Origin of the sequence: Simiduia curdlanivorans, assembly GCF_030409605.1 — a bacterium.
Lineage (GTDB): Bacteria > Pseudomonadota > Gammaproteobacteria > Pseudomonadales > Cellvibrionaceae > Simiduia > Simiduia curdlanivorans.
The window spans coordinates 214314-230976 of record NZ_JAUFQG010000006.1 but is presented as its reverse complement, the minus strand read 5'-3'; the positions used below and the strand labels follow the sequence as shown (position 1 = coordinate 230976).

At 50.7% G+C, this 16663-nt stretch carries 15 protein-coding genes; 8 read left to right on the top strand and 7 right to left on the bottom strand.

Annotated elements, in window-relative coordinates:
- The first annotated feature begins 50 nt into the window (after nt 1-50).
- A complete protein-coding gene (locus QWY82_RS14900) occupies nt 51-452 on the top strand; it encodes a helix-turn-helix domain-containing protein (protein ID WP_290263946.1) in 402 nt (133 codons plus the stop codon).
- Here the strand turns inward: QWY82_RS14900 and QWY82_RS14895 are convergent.
- The 4 genes from QWY82_RS14895 to hutI form a co-directional block, all read right to left on the bottom strand.
- Nucleotides 449-1942: a Ppx/GppA phosphatase family protein gene (locus QWY82_RS14895; RefSeq protein ID WP_290263943.1), complete on the bottom strand. Its 1494-nt coding sequence runs from the start codon at nt 1940-1942 to the stop codon at nt 449-451. The two genes, QWY82_RS14900 and QWY82_RS14895, sit on opposite strands and share 4 nt — an antisense overlap.
- A complete protein-coding gene (locus QWY82_RS14890) occupies nt 1939-3366 on the bottom strand; it encodes an alanine/glycine:cation symporter family protein (RefSeq protein ID WP_290263941.1) in 1428 nt (475 codons plus the stop codon). The genes QWY82_RS14895 and QWY82_RS14890 overlap by 4 nt, the downstream gene beginning before the upstream one ends.
- Before the next feature lie 66 nt (nt 3367-3432).
- Complete coding sequence (gene hutG / locus QWY82_RS14885) at nt 3433-4443, bottom strand: formimidoylglutamase (RefSeq protein WP_290263939.1); 1011 nt, start codon at nt 4441-4443, stop codon at nt 3433-3435.
- Nucleotides 4440-5642, bottom strand: coding sequence for an imidazolonepropionase (gene hutI / locus QWY82_RS14880; RefSeq protein ID WP_290263937.1), 1203 nt, complete (start codon nt 5640-5642; stop codon nt 4440-4442). Before hutI ends, hutG begins: the two co-directional genes overlap by 4 nt.
- Nucleotides 5643-5892: 250 nt before the next feature.
- On the opposite strand from hutI, the gene QWY82_RS14875 reads away from it, so the two are divergent.
- The 3 genes from QWY82_RS14875 to QWY82_RS14865 are packed head-to-tail and all read left to right on the top strand — an operon-like array spanning nt 5893 to nt 8724.
- On the top strand, nt 5893-7464 hold the full coding sequence (locus QWY82_RS14875; protein WP_290263935.1) for a flavin monoamine oxidase family protein: 1572 nt from the start codon (nt 5893-5895) through the stop codon (nt 7462-7464).
- Nucleotides 7461-8153, top strand: a complete 693-nt coding sequence (locus QWY82_RS14870; protein ID WP_290263933.1) for a c-type cytochrome — start codon at nt 7461-7463, stop codon at nt 8151-8153. The genes QWY82_RS14875 and QWY82_RS14870 overlap by 4 nt, the downstream gene beginning before the upstream one ends.
- 31 nt (nt 8154-8184) lie before the next feature.
- The gene (locus QWY82_RS14865; protein ID WP_290263931.1) at nt 8185-8724 is read left to right on the top strand and encodes a RidA family protein; all 540 of its coding nucleotides are present in this window, start codon (nt 8185-8187) and stop codon (nt 8722-8724) included.
- A 129-nt stretch (nt 8725-8853) separates the two neighbouring features.
- Here QWY82_RS14865 and QWY82_RS14860 read toward each other — a convergent pair whose 3' ends face one another.
- Both QWY82_RS14860 and QWY82_RS14855 read right to left on the bottom strand, forming a co-directional pair.
- A complete protein-coding gene (locus tag QWY82_RS14860) occupies nt 8854-9288 on the bottom strand; it encodes an META domain-containing protein (protein ID WP_290263928.1) in 435 nt (144 codons plus the stop codon).
- Between the two features lie 131 nt (nt 9289-9419).
- On the bottom strand, nt 9420-10751 hold the full coding sequence (locus QWY82_RS14855) for an NAD(P)/FAD-dependent oxidoreductase (RefSeq protein ID WP_290263926.1): 1332 nt from the start codon (nt 10749-10751) through the stop codon (nt 9420-9422).
- Between the two features lie 132 nt (nt 10752-10883).
- Here QWY82_RS14855 and QWY82_RS14850 point away from each other — a divergent pair, with 132 nt between their 5' ends.
- From QWY82_RS14850 to QWY82_RS14835, 4 genes are all read left to right on the top strand, one after another.
- Nucleotides 10884-11795 (top strand): dihydrodipicolinate synthase family protein, encoded by a 912-nt coding sequence (locus QWY82_RS14850; RefSeq protein ID WP_290263924.1) that lies wholly within the window; start codon nt 10884-10886, stop codon nt 11793-11795.
- Between the two features lie 9 nt (nt 11796-11804).
- Complete coding sequence (locus tag QWY82_RS14845; protein WP_290263922.1) at nt 11805-12806, top strand: 4-hydroxyproline epimerase; 1002 nt, start codon at nt 11805-11807, stop codon at nt 12804-12806.
- A gap of 220 nt (nt 12807-13026) precedes the next feature.
- Entirely contained in the window at nt 13027-13695 is a 669-nt protein-coding gene (locus QWY82_RS14840) for a GntR family transcriptional regulator (protein WP_290263920.1), read from the top strand.
- A gap of 142 nt (nt 13696-13837) precedes the next feature.
- Nucleotides 13838-14767 carry a collagenase gene (locus tag QWY82_RS14835; RefSeq protein WP_290263917.1) on the top strand — a complete coding sequence of 310 codons (930 nt, stop codon included), beginning with the start codon at nt 13838-13840 and terminating at the stop codon, nt 14765-14767.
- Nucleotides 14768-14864: 97 nt separating this feature from the next.
- Here QWY82_RS14835 and QWY82_RS14830 read toward each other — a convergent pair whose 3' ends face one another.
- A complete protein-coding gene (locus tag QWY82_RS14830) occupies nt 14865-16631 on the bottom strand; it encodes an MFS transporter (RefSeq protein ID WP_290263915.1) in 1767 nt (588 codons plus the stop codon).
- Between the last annotated feature and the right edge of the window lie 32 nt (nt 16632-16663).

Genomic DNA, 16663 nt, shown 5'->3' with positions numbered 1-16663 from the left:
TGCCTTTAGGATTGCGTACAATTGCGCTTTTATTGATATCGAGAAAGATGATGAGTGTACAGGTTATCATGAAGGACGGGCGGCCTGAATGGGCGGTGATACCCTACGCCCAGTACGAGGCACTATTGGCTGCCGCCGGGCAAATGCCCGCCGATACAGCACGGGCGCCAACGCCAACCGCAGTAGCTCCAGCGCCTAGCGCTGCGGCCAAGACCAACTCTTTTTTCGCTGGGATGAAATCCACCGATAACAGCAATGCCAAATTTAATGCGGAAAAATTTTCTGCCGTCAAGGCCGAGCAGGGTAAGTCCACCGGTTCAATAGCCAAGGATGCCGGTATATCGCCAGCCTATTGCGAACAAATTGAGCGAGGCGAGCGCGAGCCGAGCCCGGCCATTATTCGCGGCCTGGCCCAGGCATTGAAAATAAAGGCCGATGATTTACTCGGTTAACTAAAGTGAAATTTAACGCCCGCCAGCAGCAGCTCTTCGGCCTCATTATGCAGGTTGATGGCGCTGAGAGGGTGTTTTTCTAGCCAGCCTTGGGGTAGTGCTAAGGTCAATTCGCCGTTGGCCAGCAGCGTTAACCTTGGGGTGATGTCGAGCGCTTCGCGGCCGCGACATAAAATCACGGCCAAGCGCAAGGCAACCACCATGCACATAAAATCGTCGCGGTTGTGCGGCGCAAGTTCGCTGATGAGCGAGGTTTTTATAGCGCTGCGCTGTAGCCGGACCAATGCCGCAAGCATGTGTTGCTCGTAGCGCGAGAAGCCGCTCATATCGTGATGGCGCAGCAGGTAATAGCCGTGTTTATGGAAGCCGTTGTGGCTGATGTGCAAGCCAATTTCGTGCAATGTACCGGCCCAGGCCACTAGTTGCGCGGCCTTGGTATCGTTGATGTCGGCAAGTTGTAATTGCGAGGCAAAACGCTCCGCCAGCCGCGCCACGCGTTCGCGCTGGGTTTGATCGCATTGGTAGGTTTGGGCGAGGCGATTGACGCTGTCTTCGCGGCTATCGGTATTGGCTTCGCGGCCTAAAATCTCAAAGATTAAGCCCTCTTTCAAGGCGACATCGGCAATATGCAGTTGCTCTAATCCTAGTTGGTCAAACAACGCTTTGATGATGGCCAAGCCGGCCGGCAATACATCGCGGCGCAATTTAGGTACTTCGTTGTTTAATACTTCGCCGTCGATAATGGTTTGCTGAATGATTTTTTCGAGGTTGGCGCGGGTGATTAGCCCTTGATCTTTGGCGTCCATCAATTCCGCTGCTGCGCGCATGGTGCCAGAAGTGCCAAGCGCGATATCCCAGCCAAAGGCTTTATAAGCCCGAGCTATGGGTTCTATCGCGGCGCTGGCAGCAATGTAGGCCGCATCCATTCTGGTTTTTGTCACTGGGCCAAATTTAAAGTGCCGTTCTGCCAGTGTTACGCAGCCTAGGTTTAGGCTTTCGAGTAAGCGAGGGCCACGGCCTTCGCCGATAATAAATTCGGTGCTGGCGCCGCCAATATCAATAACGAGGCGTTTTTGGCTGGTATCTTCGAGCGAGCGCACCACGCCCTGGTAAACTAGGCGCGCTTCTTCGAAGCCAGAGATAATATTGATTGAGTGACCTAGCGCCGCTTCCGCTTTGCGTAAAAATTTGTCGGCATTGCGGGCCGCGCGCAAGGTTTTGGTACCCACAGCGCGAATATTTTCCGGCGCAATATCTCTGAGTCGCTCGTTAATGCGCAACAATACCGCAATAGCTTCTGCCTGGGTTTCTTTGGCAAGGTTGCCGCGATCATCCAGCCCCCGGGCAATTTGTACCATCTCCTTATGGCGGTCGACGACCTCTAATCGGTTGCCGACCACTTTGGCCACTAACAAGTGAAAGCTGTTAGAGCCTAGATCGACAGCTGCATAATAGTTGGCTTGGGGACTATCGCTGGTACTTTCAGTCAATCGATTTTACTCCAGACACCAGGTTCTGTTTCACCTTGGTATTGATGATTTTTGTGCAGTTGGTACTCGGGCAGTTTGCCGGCTTTACGCTGCGCTTGATAATCGTTCAGCAACATGACAACCGTAGGCGTTAACCAGGCAATGGCAATAATATTGATCACGGTCATTAAGCCGAGCGCCATATCGGCCATATTCCACACGGTACGCAGTGGTGCCATGGTGCCCCACAACACCATGGCTAAGTAACCCAGGGTCAAGGCGAGGCGACCGGGTTTGTGGTCGAGCCTAAATACGTGCAAATTGGATTCAGCATAGGCGTAGTTTGCCACAACCGAGGTGAAGGAAAAAAACACGATGGCAATAGCCACAAAGTCCATGCCCCAATTGCCCACATGGCTGACCATGGCGTCTTGGGTAATGCGAATACCGGTCAAACCCGCTTCTGAACCGCCGCCCGCTAAGAGAATTATGATGGCCGTGCAAGAGCAAATTAAAATGGTGTCGACAAACACACCCAGCATTTGCACTAAGCCCTGAGATACGGGATGGTTGGGGTAGGGTTGGGCTGCGGCCGCGGCGTGGGGCACGCTACCCGAGCCCGCTTCGTTCGAGTAGAGGCCGCGTTTGATGCCATTGATGGCAGCGCCTAAAAAGCCACCAGCAGCCTCTTCCAAGCCGAAAGCCGAGCTGACAATTAATGTGAGAATTGCCGGCACCTCCTGAATATTGACCGCGACAATAAACAGCGCCATGGCGACGTAGGCGACGCCCATAAAGGGCACGGTAAATTCGGCAAAGCGGGCAATAGCTCTCAAGCCGCCGATGACAATGACGCCGGCGACGATGGTCATCGTTAAGCCGCTGTAGAGTGCGGGAATACCGTAGGCGTTGTTTAACGCATCGCCAATGGTGTTAGCTTGAACGGCAGAGAAGACAAAGCCATAGCCAAATAACAAACACAGTGAGAAGGCGATGGCGAGCCAGCGTTGCTTAAGGCCCATTTGAATATAGTAGGCAGGGCCACCGCGAAACTCGCCGTTAGTATCTTTAACTTTATAAAACTGCCCCAGAGTTGACTCCACGAAGCCGGTGGCCATACCCAAGAGTGCAATCATCCACATCCAAAATACCGCACCAGGTCCGCCTAAGGTAATGGCCACAGCCACACCGGCTAAATTGCCCGTGCCCACGCGCGCGGCGAGGCTGGTGGCGAGTGCCTGAAAGGGGGAAATGCCCTCGGCATTGGACCGCGTTGAGCCCTTCATCATGGAAAACATGTGGCCAAACAAGCGAAATTGCACGGCACCTAAGCGCACCGTAAACCAAACACCGGCAATCACCAGCAAGTAAACTAAAATGGAGTCCCACAAGACGTCGTTAATGGCGCTCACAGAAGTGGCTAAAAATTGGTTGATACTGTCCATGCCGGCTTCTTTAGTTGCTATGCTTTTAATGAATGTCGTAAGTGTGCTGTCTCGAGCGCGGAATGTCTACTTAGGCGCCACTGTCGTAGGGTAAAATTGCTGATATTGCCAAATGATCCGAGCACCGAGCTTGGCGGTAATACCGTCTCTGTCGTGGGGCGGGCTTAGCTCGGCTATATCGAGTAGTAGCACCGGCTTTTCTTTCAGTTGCGCGTGTTTCAGTAGTTGTTGAAAGGTGTGTAACATTTTCGTGGGGCTAATACCCAAGGCCGCAGGTGCGCTTACCCCCGGCGCAAAGGCCGCGTTAAACACATCCAAGCACACGGTAATATAAAGCGCATCGACGCGGTTTAAAAATTGATCGAGGAAAGCTTGCGTCTGCAGTGGCTCGTTGGTTTCGAAAGCGATATCGTCCATGCACGCCACACTGTGTTCATCGGCGTAGTCGAATAGTGCTTGGGTATTGGCGCTGGGGTTAACGCCGAGCACACAATAATTAAAAGCTTGGTTATTTGCTTTACACCACTCGTTAATTTGTCGGAAGGGTGTACCCGAAGAGCCTTTCGGCGAGGGTGTGCGCAAATCCAAATGCGCATCGAAATTGATTATACCGAGGTCCAACTTTTTTTCCCGCAGCGTGGGAATTAAACCTTGAAAGCTCGCCCAAGCTATTTCGTGGCCACCGCCGAGCACGACCGGTCGCAAGTTTAATGTAATAAGCTGATCAACTCTTTTGCCGAGTTCCGTTTGCGCCACTTCTAAATTATCGCCGAGGCAAGTGACATCGCCAGCATCGAAGATCTGTTGATCTGCACAGGCAGCGTTAGCGAGGCCAACGCGCAGAGATTGTGGCCCTTCGGCAGCGCCTGGGCGGCCTTTGTTGCGCACAACGCCGGCGTCGCACTGAAAGCCGAGTAGGGCAAGGTGATCTCGGTAAGCTTCCGGTTTTGCCAGGGTTTCGGATTGATCCAAATTTATGCATTGGATTTTTTGATGCCAGCGCAGTGCCGGTCGCGTCTCTTCGGCATCGATACGCCCAGTCCATTGGCTGCCATCATTGGGTTGATATAAATTCATGCCTGTAATTCTCCGGCAACCCAGCGCTTTATCGGTTTGACTAGATTAATACCGTAACTTAGCTCGGCTGGCGACTCGATATCCCAGAGTAATAGATCGGCGTCAAAGCCCACGGCCAGTTGGCCTTTATTGCTCAGATTAAGCGCGCTTGCGGCGTGCCGAGTGACGCCATAAAAACTTTCTTCTGGGGTCAAACCGAATAGCACACACGCTTGGTTCATCGCCGTTAGCAGCGAAGCCTGTGGCGCTGTGCCCGGGTTGCAATCTGTCGCCACCGCCATGGCAACACCGGCTTTTCTAAGTGCGTGGATGGGTGGTTGCTGGGTCTCTTTGAGAAAGAAATAAGCGGCGGGTAGTAATACGGCTACCGTATTTGCGGCTTTTAATAGCGCGATATCTTGGTCTGATAAATATTCGATATGGTCGACGGAAAGCCCTTGGTATTTTGCCACCAGTGCACTGCCGTGCAAGTTGCTCAATTGTTCTACATGGCCCTTAACGCGCAAACCCAAGGCGGTGGCGGCTTTAAAAACCCGTTCGCACTGGGCGACGGAAAAGCCCACGCCTTCGCAAAACACGTCTACGGCATCGACTAAATTTTCTGCCACCGCCGCCGGTAAAATAGCGTTTACGATATGGTCGATATAAAAATCTTTTGAGGTGAATTCGGGTGGCAGAGCATGGGCAGCCAGCAAGGTGGTTGCAATTTTTACTGGGTTTTGATTTTCTAGCTGTCGCGCTAAACGCAGCATTCTTAACTCTTGTTCCAGACTGAGCCCGTAGCCAGATTTTATTTCCAAGCTGGTAACACCTTCGGCCATGAGTGCATCTAATCTTTTTTGCGCACTTTGTAGTAGGTCTTTATCTGTTGCCAATCGCGTTGCCTGTACCGTGCTCATGATGCCGCCGCCACGGTTTGATATTTCGGTATAGCTAATACCTTGCTGGCGCCATTCAAATTCATTGGCGCGATTGCCACCGAAAATGAGATGAGTATGGCAATCAATTAACCCTGGTGTGAGCCAACCGTCTTTTCCATCAATGAGGGTGTGAGCACTGGGGGCATCCTCGGCTGCGCCTATCCAGATAATTTTACCTTTTGCAACGGCAATGGCGGCAGGAGCGATTTCGCCATAGGGCTTATTCGGGTCGGAAGCCGTGGCGAGCTTAATGTTGGTTATCACTAATTGAGCGGTCATCTGGCGGTATCTGTGTGGTGTGGGTTCGTGCTCTATGACGCTAAAACACTTGACACCCTCAAGTTTAGTTGAATTTGAACCACGGTTGTGGCGGCGATTTTCACTCGGCGCAAAAGGATTAGGGCTATTGCTCTGGTTATATCTACGCGAATTTATACAGCAAAATAATAGATTCATAATAGGATCGCGGGTAGAAAGTGAACAATGATTTCAATATCGTAGGAAAATCGGCATTGGCTATGGGGAACGCGTGGAAAGGGAATTTTCGAGGCGACAATGTTTACTGCTGTTAGCGGGAGCGATGGGCACAGCATCGGGTGTGATGCATGCCGCTCGCGCCTTTGGTGTGTCGCCCGAGGTTACACCCCACGCGCCTATCCACCTGCAACCTATCAGTGGCCGTGCACCCCATGTTCTGATTTTGGGCGCAGGTATCAGCGGGTTGGTGGCGGCTTATGAATTAAAGCGCGCTGGTTATCGCTGTACGGTGCTGGAGGCCTCCCATAGAGCCGGTGGCCGCAATCTAACCTTGCGTCACGGCGACCGCATTGACGAACTGGGCAGCGAACAAATCTGCCAGTTTGACAACCAACCCAACTTGTATTTCAACCCTGGCCCGGCGCGTATTCCTGCAGAACATACTGGTGTTATGCACTATTGCCGCGAGCTGCAGGTACCGCTGCAGTTTTTTTGTAACTACAATCGCAATTGCTACGCCCAAGATGATAAAGCCTTTAATGGCAAGCCTATTCGCTTGGGTGAATTCCACGCGAGCTTGCGCGGTTTTATGGCGGAGCTCATGAATAAGTCTTTACTTTCACCCGGCCAATTAGATGCACCCTTCGATGAAATTGATAAAGAGCGGTTGCGCGCTTTTTTACATGCCTATGGTGAGTTGCAAGAGGATGGCAAGTACCGTGGTGGCGAGCGCACCGGTCTCAGTACTTCCATTTTAGAATTGCCAAAATTTAAAGGCCCGCTAGATTTTAAATCTCTGTTGGCGAGTGAGTATTGCTTTGGCGCCATGCACTTTGCAGAAATTGAAGATCAGGGCCCAGCGATGATGACGCCAGTGGGTGGGATGGATCGAATTGTCACACATTTTTTACAGCATGTAGGTTCGGATGTTTCCTTGGGTGCCATTGTCAACCGCATTCAACTCACCGATGCCGGTGTTCGGGTGACCTATCGGCAGAATAATCAATCGCACACCATAAACGCTGACGTTTGTTTAAATTGTATTCCCACCCATTTGGTGCACGCCATAGAAAATAATTTTCCGGCCGACTACGCCCACGCCTTAACGTTACCGGAGCGCGGTAAATTGGTGAAAATTGGTTTGCAAGCGCGCGAACGCTTTTGGGAAAAAGACAAAATATACGGCGGTATCAGTTGGACCAACCAGGATATCACGCAAATTTGGTATCCGGAGCACGGCACGTTTATGGCTAAAGGTGTGCTCTTAGGCGCCTATTCTTGGGTGCCTGAAATTGTCGATCGCATTGCGGCCATGAGCCCGAGTGCGCGTATCGAGTTGGCTATTCAGCAAGGTGAAAGGCTGCACGCTAATTATCGCCAACATATCGAAACCGGTGTGAGCGTGTGTTGGCACCGAATGAATCACTTATTAGGTTGCGGTAGCATCTGGACCGAGGAAACCTACAACCAAGGCTATAAAAGGCTGCAAGCACCGGCTGGGCGGCATTATATGATGGGCGACCAAATGGCGACCCTGATTGGCTGGCAAGAAGGCGCGGTGAGATCGGCCTGGCACGCTCTCGCGCATGTGCAAGAGCGCGTATTACAGGGGGAGATTGCTTGATAAAGTGGTTCGGCTTTTCCCGTCGCCTGTGTGTTGAACTGAGTATTCAGCGCTTTTGTTGTCTGCTGTTGGTTTTGTTGCCGCAAGGTTTTTCCCATGCCGACACCGATGTTATGGTTAACCCTTCTGCCGGCGCGAAGCCAAATGTCAGTGAACCCAATTGCGCCGTTTGCCATGGCAGCAATTGGCAGGGGAATTCAATCTTGGCCTCGCCCAATCTATATATACTACCCGACTGGTATATCTCGGGCCAAATTCAATCCTACCAAAAGGGTTGGCGGCAGCGCGCCGAGCAGCCCAGTATTAGCGATGACATGGCATCCGTGGCCCGAGCCCTAAATGCTACGCAAATAGCTGACGCGCTCAGTGTGAAGCAGCAGTTGAAACCCGTGGCCTCGGTGGTAAAAAAAAGCACCCTGGTTGCCGAGAGAATAAATCAAGGTAAGGCTGCCTTCGCCGCCTGTGCAAGCTGTCATGGAAGCGAAGGGCAGGGCAAACAGATATTGCACGCGCCGCCTTTGGCGGGCCAAAACCTTGCCTATCTGAAAGCGCAGTTGGTGTCATTTGGCCTAGGGCGCCGCGGCTTTAGTGCTGACGATATCTACGGTCAGCAAATGGCGCAAGCACTCACTTGGCCTATGAGCGATGAAACCTTGGATGCCTTGCTGGCTTACATATCAACACTTTAATTTTCCATCAATGATGCTTAGGAGAGATTGCATGAATTTTTCAAATATCCAAACAAAATTGGCAGCTGGTTTCCACTGGCTAGCCCTAGGTGCGTTTATTTGTTCAATGGTGTATGTATCTACGGCCACCGCTGCAGATCAGGTTCAGCGCTACCCCTTAGAGAATAGTAATTTTCCCATTGCAGCGGCAGTGGAAGTGAGCGGTGGCGCCCTTATTTTCGAGAGTGGTAAGGTGCCAGGCCCTAAGGATGCTAAAGCAGAAAAGTACAGCGCAGCCTATTGGGGCAATACTGAGGAACAAAGCCTGGATGTGTTGCAACAGATAGAGGCCTCGTTAAAAAGCAAAGGCTTGGGTATGGGCGATGTGATTAAAATGACGGTGTTTCTCGTGGGTGACCAAGCGAAAGGCGGGCAGATGGACTTTGGCGGTATGATGAAAGCCTATACACAATTTTTTGGCACTGCGGCGCAACCCAACTTGCCTGCGAGGTCGGCCGTACAAGTTGCGGGCTTGGCCGTGCCGGGTATGTTGGTGGAGATTGAAGTGATTGCCTATAGATCAAAAAAATAGGCCAGCTAAATAACCAAATAAATTGCTCAAATGGATAAATCAAATAAATAGATCAAATAAATCAAATGGATAGACCGTGTGCCTAGACCAAGATTTTGAGATTAGCCCCCAGTAACGGGGGCTTTTTTACTATTGTATTTTGGCCGCACGCACCAACGGGTTTTTGGCGCCATCGGTTAGCACCAAGTCGAGCCCATCGAGTTTTGCACCTTTGACCGAGGTGAGTAAGCCCAAAAGTTTTTGCTCTTGGCCCATCAGGGCGGGTGCGCACATTTTTCGAGTGCTAGCCATGTCGCCGAAGCTGAGCGCTGTGCCCACCCACTCGTATTTTCCCGAAAAATTATTACAACCGGTGTTGCCTGAGACTGTGCCGTCTTCGCTCAATGAAAGCTCAGGCTTGCTATCGGCTAGTATCGCTTCACCCTCAATTTCGGTGATTTGATATTGCCCTAAATAACCGCCAGCTAAACTCATGGCCATATCGCCTACACCATCTGTATTGTTGCAAGCGCCGAGGCTGGCGCCCGCGATTAAAAGTGCGGCTAATTTGGTGCGTTGTTGCATCTGTGCATCCTTGTTCTGAGGAAGAAAGTATCGGTTGATAATAGCCCATGCTAGCATTTTTATCATAATCGGCCTTCGCAGTGATAAAGTTTTACAATAGTCAATAATTCACGCTAACAAAAAAATATGGCTTATTTATGAAAGCGTAGAATCGACAGTGCCGGTGCACCGGGCCAATGGCTTTGGTTGTTATCTAGGTTTTGCTCCTGATTCTGGTCCTGCTTTTGATCGAGCTGCTGGCTGTTATTTGCGCCTACCAGTTGCATGACATGTTCCGCGCTAATTGCCGCTAGGGTTAAACCCAAGTGTTGATGGCCAAAATTGAAGTATAGATTTTTCTCTCGCGCAGCGGAAATAACCGGCAGCGAATCGGGCAGGCTTGGCCTGTGGCCCATCCAGCGATTTTGTTCCACTCTCGGGTCTTGTATTTGCACAAGGCGAGGCCAAAGCGCACAACCGTGTTGATAAAATCCGTCGGCCCGTTTCGGGTTAGGTTTGGCACCTACGCCCGCGAATTCTACTGTGCCCGCTAGGCGTAAACCCATGCTCATGGGCGTCATAATAAACTTGCGTTCATAAGATGCGATGGGTCTTTGAGGCAAGTGTTTCGTTACACAATTCAGGTGATAGCCTCGCTCTGCCTCAAGAGGCACCGAGTAACCTAGTTGACCACACAGCTGTTTACTGTGAGCGCCGGCACATAGAACGATTGTATCAAAGCATGATGTGGGCTTCTGCGTGCAGCACTGACTGGCTTCCAGATTTACTTGCCATTGAGCTTGGTGCAAGGTTAGGGCGGTTACTTTTTCCTGTAGATAGCTTCCGCCGAGTTCAATAAATTTTCTATAAAGTGCTTGGCTAAGTGCGAGTGGGTTTGCGGTGTGGCCAACGCGTTCAAAAAAAAGTGCATGGGACACGGTGTTAGAAAGTTCTGGTTCCAGCTTTTCCAGGTCTTGCCGGTTTAACAAGCTGACTTCCACGCCTTCCTGTTGATAGTGACGCTGCAGCATTTGAATCTCTTTTAGTGGCGTTGTTTCAAAAACTAGCAGGCTGCCATTAAGAATCAGATGGTGCTCTAGATCGTATAGGTGTAACAAACTGCACCATGCGGGTAGGGCAGCTTCACAGAGTGTGCGCAGCACTTTGGTGTTGGTTCGGCGTTTTGTGCTGACCATTTGCCAGATAAATCGCCACAACCAAGGCAGTACTTTTACGAAATAACGCGGGCGAATGGCCAAGGGGCCATGCGGGTTTAGAAGCATGGCGGGTATTTGAGTCAATAGCGCGGGATCGGCCAGCGGGAAGACTTGCTCGGTGGCAAAGTGACCCGCGTTGCCGGCTGAGCAGCCGCTGCCGGGTTCTTGCGGGTCTATTAAGGTGACTTGGTGGCCGGCTTCCAAGGCCCTAAGCGCCGTACAAATTCCGATTATTCCAGCACCAACAATAGCAATTTTGTCTGACATAGGGTTTCTCATTAAATGGCGTGCTTGTAATTGTATACAATATACCTTAGTCTGCACCCATTCAAGGCAGGCGCCTTGGTTCATAGTCCTGTGCTGGGTTTTGCTCGGTCATTTAGTTTTGGAGATGGTGCGATGAGTGTTAATTGGAAAGGTGTTTTTCCTGCTGTTACAACACAGTTCAAGGCCGACGACAGCCTTGATTTATCGGCAACGCAAAAGATGTTGGATCAACTCATCGACGAGGGTGTGCATGGCATCATCGTGTGCGGCACGGTTGGCGAAAACTGCTCGCTATCGGCTGCAGAAAAATTACAGGTGTTGGCAGCGGCACAGGAAGTTGTCGCAGGCCGCGTGACTTTGCTCACGGGGGTGGCAGAAACCACAACGGCATTTGCCAAAGATTTTGCCAAGCAGGCAGAAAAAATAGGCTTGGATGGCCTCATGCTATTGCCGGGTATGGTTTACCGTTCCACAGAGCGCGAGGCGATACATCATTTCCAACAGGTGGCTCGACATACGGCACTGCCTATCATGGTGTACAACAATCCGGTGACCTACGGCGTCGACTTGGGCCTTGATAGCATGGAGATTTTGGCCGCGGAAAAAAATATTGTCGCCATTAAAGAATCAACCACAGACACCCGTCGTATCACCGAGTTATATACCCGCTTCGACGATCGCTTTGGCGTTTTTTGTGGCGTCGATGATATTGCTTTAGAAAGTTTAATGTTGGGCGTCACCGGTTGGATCTCCGGTTTAACCAATGTGTTTCCGCAAGAGTCGGTTGCCATTTTCAAACTGGCACAACAGGGCCGATACCGAGAGGCGTTGGAAATTTGGCGTTGGTTCTTACCGTTATTACGCTTAGATACCATCCCGACCTTGGTGCAGTGTATTAAGTTTGCCGAGCAGCTCGCGGGGCGGGGTTCAGAGCGCACCCGTGCCCCGAGATTGGCACTGACTAATACAGAAAAAGCCACTGTAGAAAAACTCTACGGCGAGGCCATGAACAGCCGTATCGACTTGTCTAAATTTGGTCTTTAAGGCGGCACCATGAAACAAGGCACGTTTTTTTGTATCGATGCGCATACCTGCGGTAACCCCGTGCGGCTAGTGACCTCTGGTCACCCCGAGCTTCGGGGTAAAACCATGAGTGAAAAGCGGCTTGATTTCATGTCGCGTTTCGACTGGATTCGACAGGCGCTTATGTTTGAACCGCGTGGCCACGCCATGATGTCGGGGGCATTTTTATACCCTGCTTGTTCAGAAAATGCGGATTTTTCAATTCTGTTTATTGAGACCTCAGGCTGTCTTCCCATGTGCGGCCACGGCACCATCGGCACGGTAACAGCGGCTTTGGAGTCGGGTTTAGTGAAGCCGAAGTTGGCGGGTCAGTTAATCATTGATGTGCCGGCCGGGCAATTGTCGGTGACCTACCAAATGCATGGCGACAGAGTGAGCTCGGTCAAACTGGTGAACGTGCCTGCCTTTCTTTATGCGAAAGACTTGGTGGCGTTTGTACCCGGCCTCGGCGATATCAGTTTTGATGTTGCTTACGGCGGTAATTTTTATGCCATTGTCGAGCCACAGAAAAATTTTCCAGGCGTCGATCAATGGTCCGCAGCCCAGGTGCTGCAATACAGCCCGCTATTGCGCGACGCTGGACGGGCGCTTCAGCCGTTTGTTCACCCCTTAGATCCAAGTCTTCAGGGTTTGTCCCATGTGCTTTGGACGGGGCAGCCTAAGACAGCGGGGTCCCATGCCGCTAACGCGGTTTTTTATGGCGAGAAAGCCATAGACCGGTCGCCCTGTGGCACCGGTACCTCGGCACGCATGGCGCAGCGCTTTGCCCGGGGTTTGTTAGGTGTTGGCGATAGCTTTGTGCACGAAAGTTTTATCGGTAGCCAATTTACCGGCTGCATCGAATCGATAACAGAGGTTGCGGGCATCACAGCGATAGTGCCGAGTATAGAGGGTTGGGCCCATGTATTCGGTGCCAATCAAATCTGTGTCGACGACCGAGATCCCTATGCCTATGGCTTTGAAGTTATTTGACGAAATAGCGCCATAAATGTGTTTCCCTGGGTCTGTTCGATAAAACGTCGGTTTTAGTGAGCAGTCCAATCTGCACTTGGCCGGGGTTTCCCCGGCATTTTTTCCCGAGAGTCCTTAGGCTCGGGTAAAAAATCGCAGAGATTTCATGCAGTTAGGCGAATTGTTCCTAACCTGCGCAAGAGGTACACTAGCCGCCACTTCAATATAAGGTTGAGTTGCAATGGCGATAGAGTACAAAACCCGAACTCAGGTTGTGGTGGAAGCCATCCGCGAGCGCATTTTGTCTGGTGCTATTAAGGCCGGCGAACCCTTGCGCCAAGCGGCCTTAGCAGAAGAGCTTAATGTTAGCCGGATTCCGGTGCGCGAGGCTTTACTGCAGCTGGAAGCCGAAGGCCTGGTTCGATTTGAACCCCACAAAGGAGCTACTGCCACCGAACTTAACCTTGAACAAATCGATGAGTTATTTGAGCTGCGCGCCATGTTGGAAGCGGATTTATTGGCCCGCTCAGTGCCATTGCTAACAGATGAAGATTTGGCCCAAGCTGAAACTATTTTGGTTGAGCTTGAGGCGGCGTTGAAGCATGAAAATGCAGCGGATCGTTGGTCTGCATTGAATACCCGTTTTCACATGGGCCTGTATAAGGTCGACCGCCCGCAAACCCGGGATGTGGTAGAAAATTTAAATAAAAATGCCGATCGCTATATTCGCATGCACTTTCTCTTGGCCGGGGGCGTTAAAAAAGCTGGGCCTGAACATCGCGAGTTAATTAACGCCTGTCGCGCCAAAGATGTGAAGCGAGCCTGTAAGTGTTTGACCGACCATATCTTGGGGGCCAAATCAGAAATTCGCGCACTCTTAGCTGCACAAGAAGCAAAGAAATCGATTTAACCTTGTTGGTAGTTCGGGCGACATCAATAACCCATTTATGTCGCTTGGTAGTCTCTTGATATTCCGGTTTACGGAATCCTAGATACTTCGACGTATCTAGGTAGCCCGCAATACATTGGCAATATATCGTTAGGAGACTGCTGTGCTTTCATCGCTACCTGTTCAGAAGACCTGTTTATCATTGGCTTGCGCCTGTTCGCTATTAACCTTTCTGGGCTGCGGCCCAACAAACGAGCAACAACTTGTTGCCTTCGTGCCACCCGGCCACTGGTTGCCGGCGCCTGCACCGGCGTCTAGTGTGTTGGTTAACTACCATCGCTGTAATAGCGCCTGGGCGATTCGCCATCAATCTTTAACCGATCAACAGGTACAGCAAGCCTGCGACATGATGGCGCAAAACGAGATAAAGTTTCACCGTCTATTTCCAACCGATAAAAAACCTGTTGAACATGACTACAACCATTTCATGACAGCCAATATTTATTCCAATGTCGATGCGTATCGCGCCCATGCGGGCGATGATTTCGGCATTAGTACGGATAACGGTGGTATGTACTTAGAGGGCTACCCCCAGTGGCGGGATAATGCGGCTAATTTCATTGCGTATCAGCGCGATGAAGGAATCTGGAATTTACGTCACGAAATGGTTCATTACCTTGATGGTCGCTTTAATATATACGGTGATTTCTGTTCCGGCCTGCACGACAACCACGAGGGCCCGGAATTTTGCCCAGAGCCGTCGCCTCTATTACCGCACCTCACCTGGTGGACGGAGGGCGTCGCGGAGTATGTGGCGCAAGGCGATAGCAATCCAGCCGCTGTAGCGCTTGCACAGAAGGATGCTCTTGCATTAAGCGATATTTTTAATAACACCACCCATAGCGGTGTCGATCGTATTTACCGCTGGGGCTATTTAGCGGTGCGCTACATGATGGAAAAGCAACCTGAAAAAGTGCAGCAAATGTTGATGTTTACTCGCTCTGGCGATTTTCCACGCTACCAGGCGCTGGTGACTCAATGGGGCACATCCATGGATGACGATTTTTATCTGTGGCTGGAAGCTCTTGAGTAATTTAAGCCTAGATGAAGACAGTTAAAAAATTAACTGTCTTTTACAACGCGTGTTTCATAAAATTTGGTCTATAGACGATGTGATTGAATATAAGTTTTCAATTCATGGTTTTATCATTTAACAGGCGAGCCTGGAATATAAATAGCGCTGCGGCACTGACTAACCCTATGAGCGCGAATAAACCCCACATGAGGTAGGGTGCTTGCTTGGCGTGCGCCAAGGTGCCGTAAGCCCAACCCGATAACAAGCCGCCAAACAACATGCCCAAGGCCATAGACACAAAGTAATAGCCCATAAATACCGCGGCTTTATTCGCGGGAGCGAGGGCGGCAATATATTCTTGGCTTTTGGGTGACGCAACCATTTCGCCCAAAGCGAACACTAGGACGCCAGCTACCACCATGAAGCCGCTCAGCACAACCATATGGGCTAGCCCGCCGATTAAGTTTGCCAAGGCGAGAACAACGGTGCCTAGGGCGATAACCTTGAGCGAGCTGAAACGCTGTAGCCACTGGCTTAATACAATTTGAAATAAAATAATGGCACCAAAGTCGAGGTTGATAATGTATTCCGGGTTTATTTGCCGGTATTGTTGGGCCCAATTTTTTGCTAGGAATTGCGGTTCGAGTATGCCACTGGCGATGGCCGTTCTGGTTGATTCAACCAATTCTATGGGCAGCAAAATTTTGTAGTGTGTGAGGCTTGATCTAATCTCGCCCGCCGGTCTATTCCAGTCGAGTGTTTCAATTATGCTGCTGAGTTGCTCGACATTGACCTGAGCCATGAAGTTGGCGAGGTTAGGGTGTATGGTATACAGTGCGCGAACGAGGTCTGAGGTGTCGACAAAGTCGCGAATGTACAGCGGCAGTGTGAAAAAAAGTTGGTTATACACGGTCCAGAAGCCGGCCAGAATGAGCAGATACAGTAAAAAATTTGCCTCGCCTATGACGATCGGCTGTTGGTACCATTTGCCGCTTGGGAGCTCGTCGAAAGGTCTTTTTGGCGAGTTGTGGAGTGGATTTCGGTGGGAACTGTTGGTTAAGCTAGCGTTTTCATTGATTTTAACCCACTGGCTCCAGATTAAATTAATGCCAAGCCAACACAGCGCTGCATAAATGTAATAGGAAATATCGACATTAAATTTTACGCAGGCCAATAATCCTATAATCAGAGGGATTAACAGAAAGGCTAATCGAGCGTTTCCAAGCACCTCCTGTGCTTCTACTAATACGACTTTTAGGCTACGCGAGTCCTTGCTCTTCCTGTCATCGAGTTTTATTTCTTTGCACGCTTCGTTTTCAGGCTCGCGATAAAATAGCCCGAGTATGAGCATGTTGATCGCTATCCAACAGGCAGACATGATAAACACCCATTCCCAGCTTATTGCGCGTACGTAGCCGGCAACGAAGGGGCCGAGAAATCCGCCTAAATTGATCATGGTATAGAAAATGCCAAAACCTAGGCCTCTGTTTTGCGCTGAGGTGGTGCGACTAATGGTGCCGAGCACGACGGGTTTAAAACAGGCCGCGCCAATGGCAACGGCGAGAAAGGCGAAAAAGAAAGACCAGAAGCCTTGTGCTTGGCCGAGCAGGTAATAGCCGGGGCACATAATAAAAAACGAAATCCAAAACATGCGCTTATAGCCATAGCGATCGGCGAGGGCACCTGTGATAACAGGAAATAGATAAAGCAGAAAGGGAATCAAGCCCTGAAGAAAACCGCGCTCGGCATCGGTAAACGCCATGCCGCCTTGGCTTTTGGGGCTGCTCATATACAGCGACGACACAGTAAAAAAACCGTACCAAGCGAGGCGTTCAAAAATCTCTAGGGTATTGGCGATGTAAAAAGCTCGGGGAAATTTCAAGCGAAGGCCTTTTTATTATCTTTTATGGATAG

Excerpts from the sequence above, each read along its gene's own strand:
- QWY82_RS14890 (WP_290263941.1), bottom strand. The coding sequence starts at position 3,366 with ATGGACAGTATCAACCAATTTTTAGCCACTTCTGTGAGCGCCATTAAC.
- QWY82_RS14850 (WP_290263924.1), top strand. The coding sequence starts at position 10,884 with ATGAGTGTTAATTGGAAAGGTGTTTTTCCTGCTGTTACAACACAGTTC.
- hutI (WP_290263937.1), bottom strand. The coding sequence starts at position 5,642 with ATGACCGCTCAATTAGTGATAACCAACATTAAGCTCGCCACGGCTTCC.
- QWY82_RS14900 (WP_290263946.1), top strand. The coding sequence starts at position 51 with ATGAGTGTACAGGTTATCATGAAGGACGGGCGGCCTGAATGGGCGGTG.
- QWY82_RS14855 (WP_290263926.1), bottom strand. The coding sequence starts at position 10,751 with ATGTCAGACAAAATTGCTATTGTTGGTGCTGGAATAATCGGAATTTGT.
- QWY82_RS14860 (WP_290263928.1), bottom strand. The coding sequence starts at position 9,288 with ATGCAACAACGCACCAAATTAGCCGCACTTTTAATCGCGGGCGCCAGC.
- QWY82_RS14840 (WP_290263920.1), top strand. The coding sequence starts at position 13,027 with ATGGCGATAGAGTACAAAACCCGAACTCAGGTTGTGGTGGAAGCCATC.
- QWY82_RS14865 (WP_290263931.1), top strand. The coding sequence starts at position 8,185 with ATGAATTTTTCAAATATCCAAACAAAATTGGCAGCTGGTTTCCACTGG.
- hutG (WP_290263939.1), bottom strand. The coding sequence starts at position 4,443 with ATGAATTTATATCAACCCAATGATGGCAGCCAATGGACTGGGCGTATC.
- QWY82_RS14845 (WP_290263922.1), top strand. The coding sequence starts at position 11,805 with ATGAAACAAGGCACGTTTTTTTGTATCGATGCGCATACCTGCGGTAAC.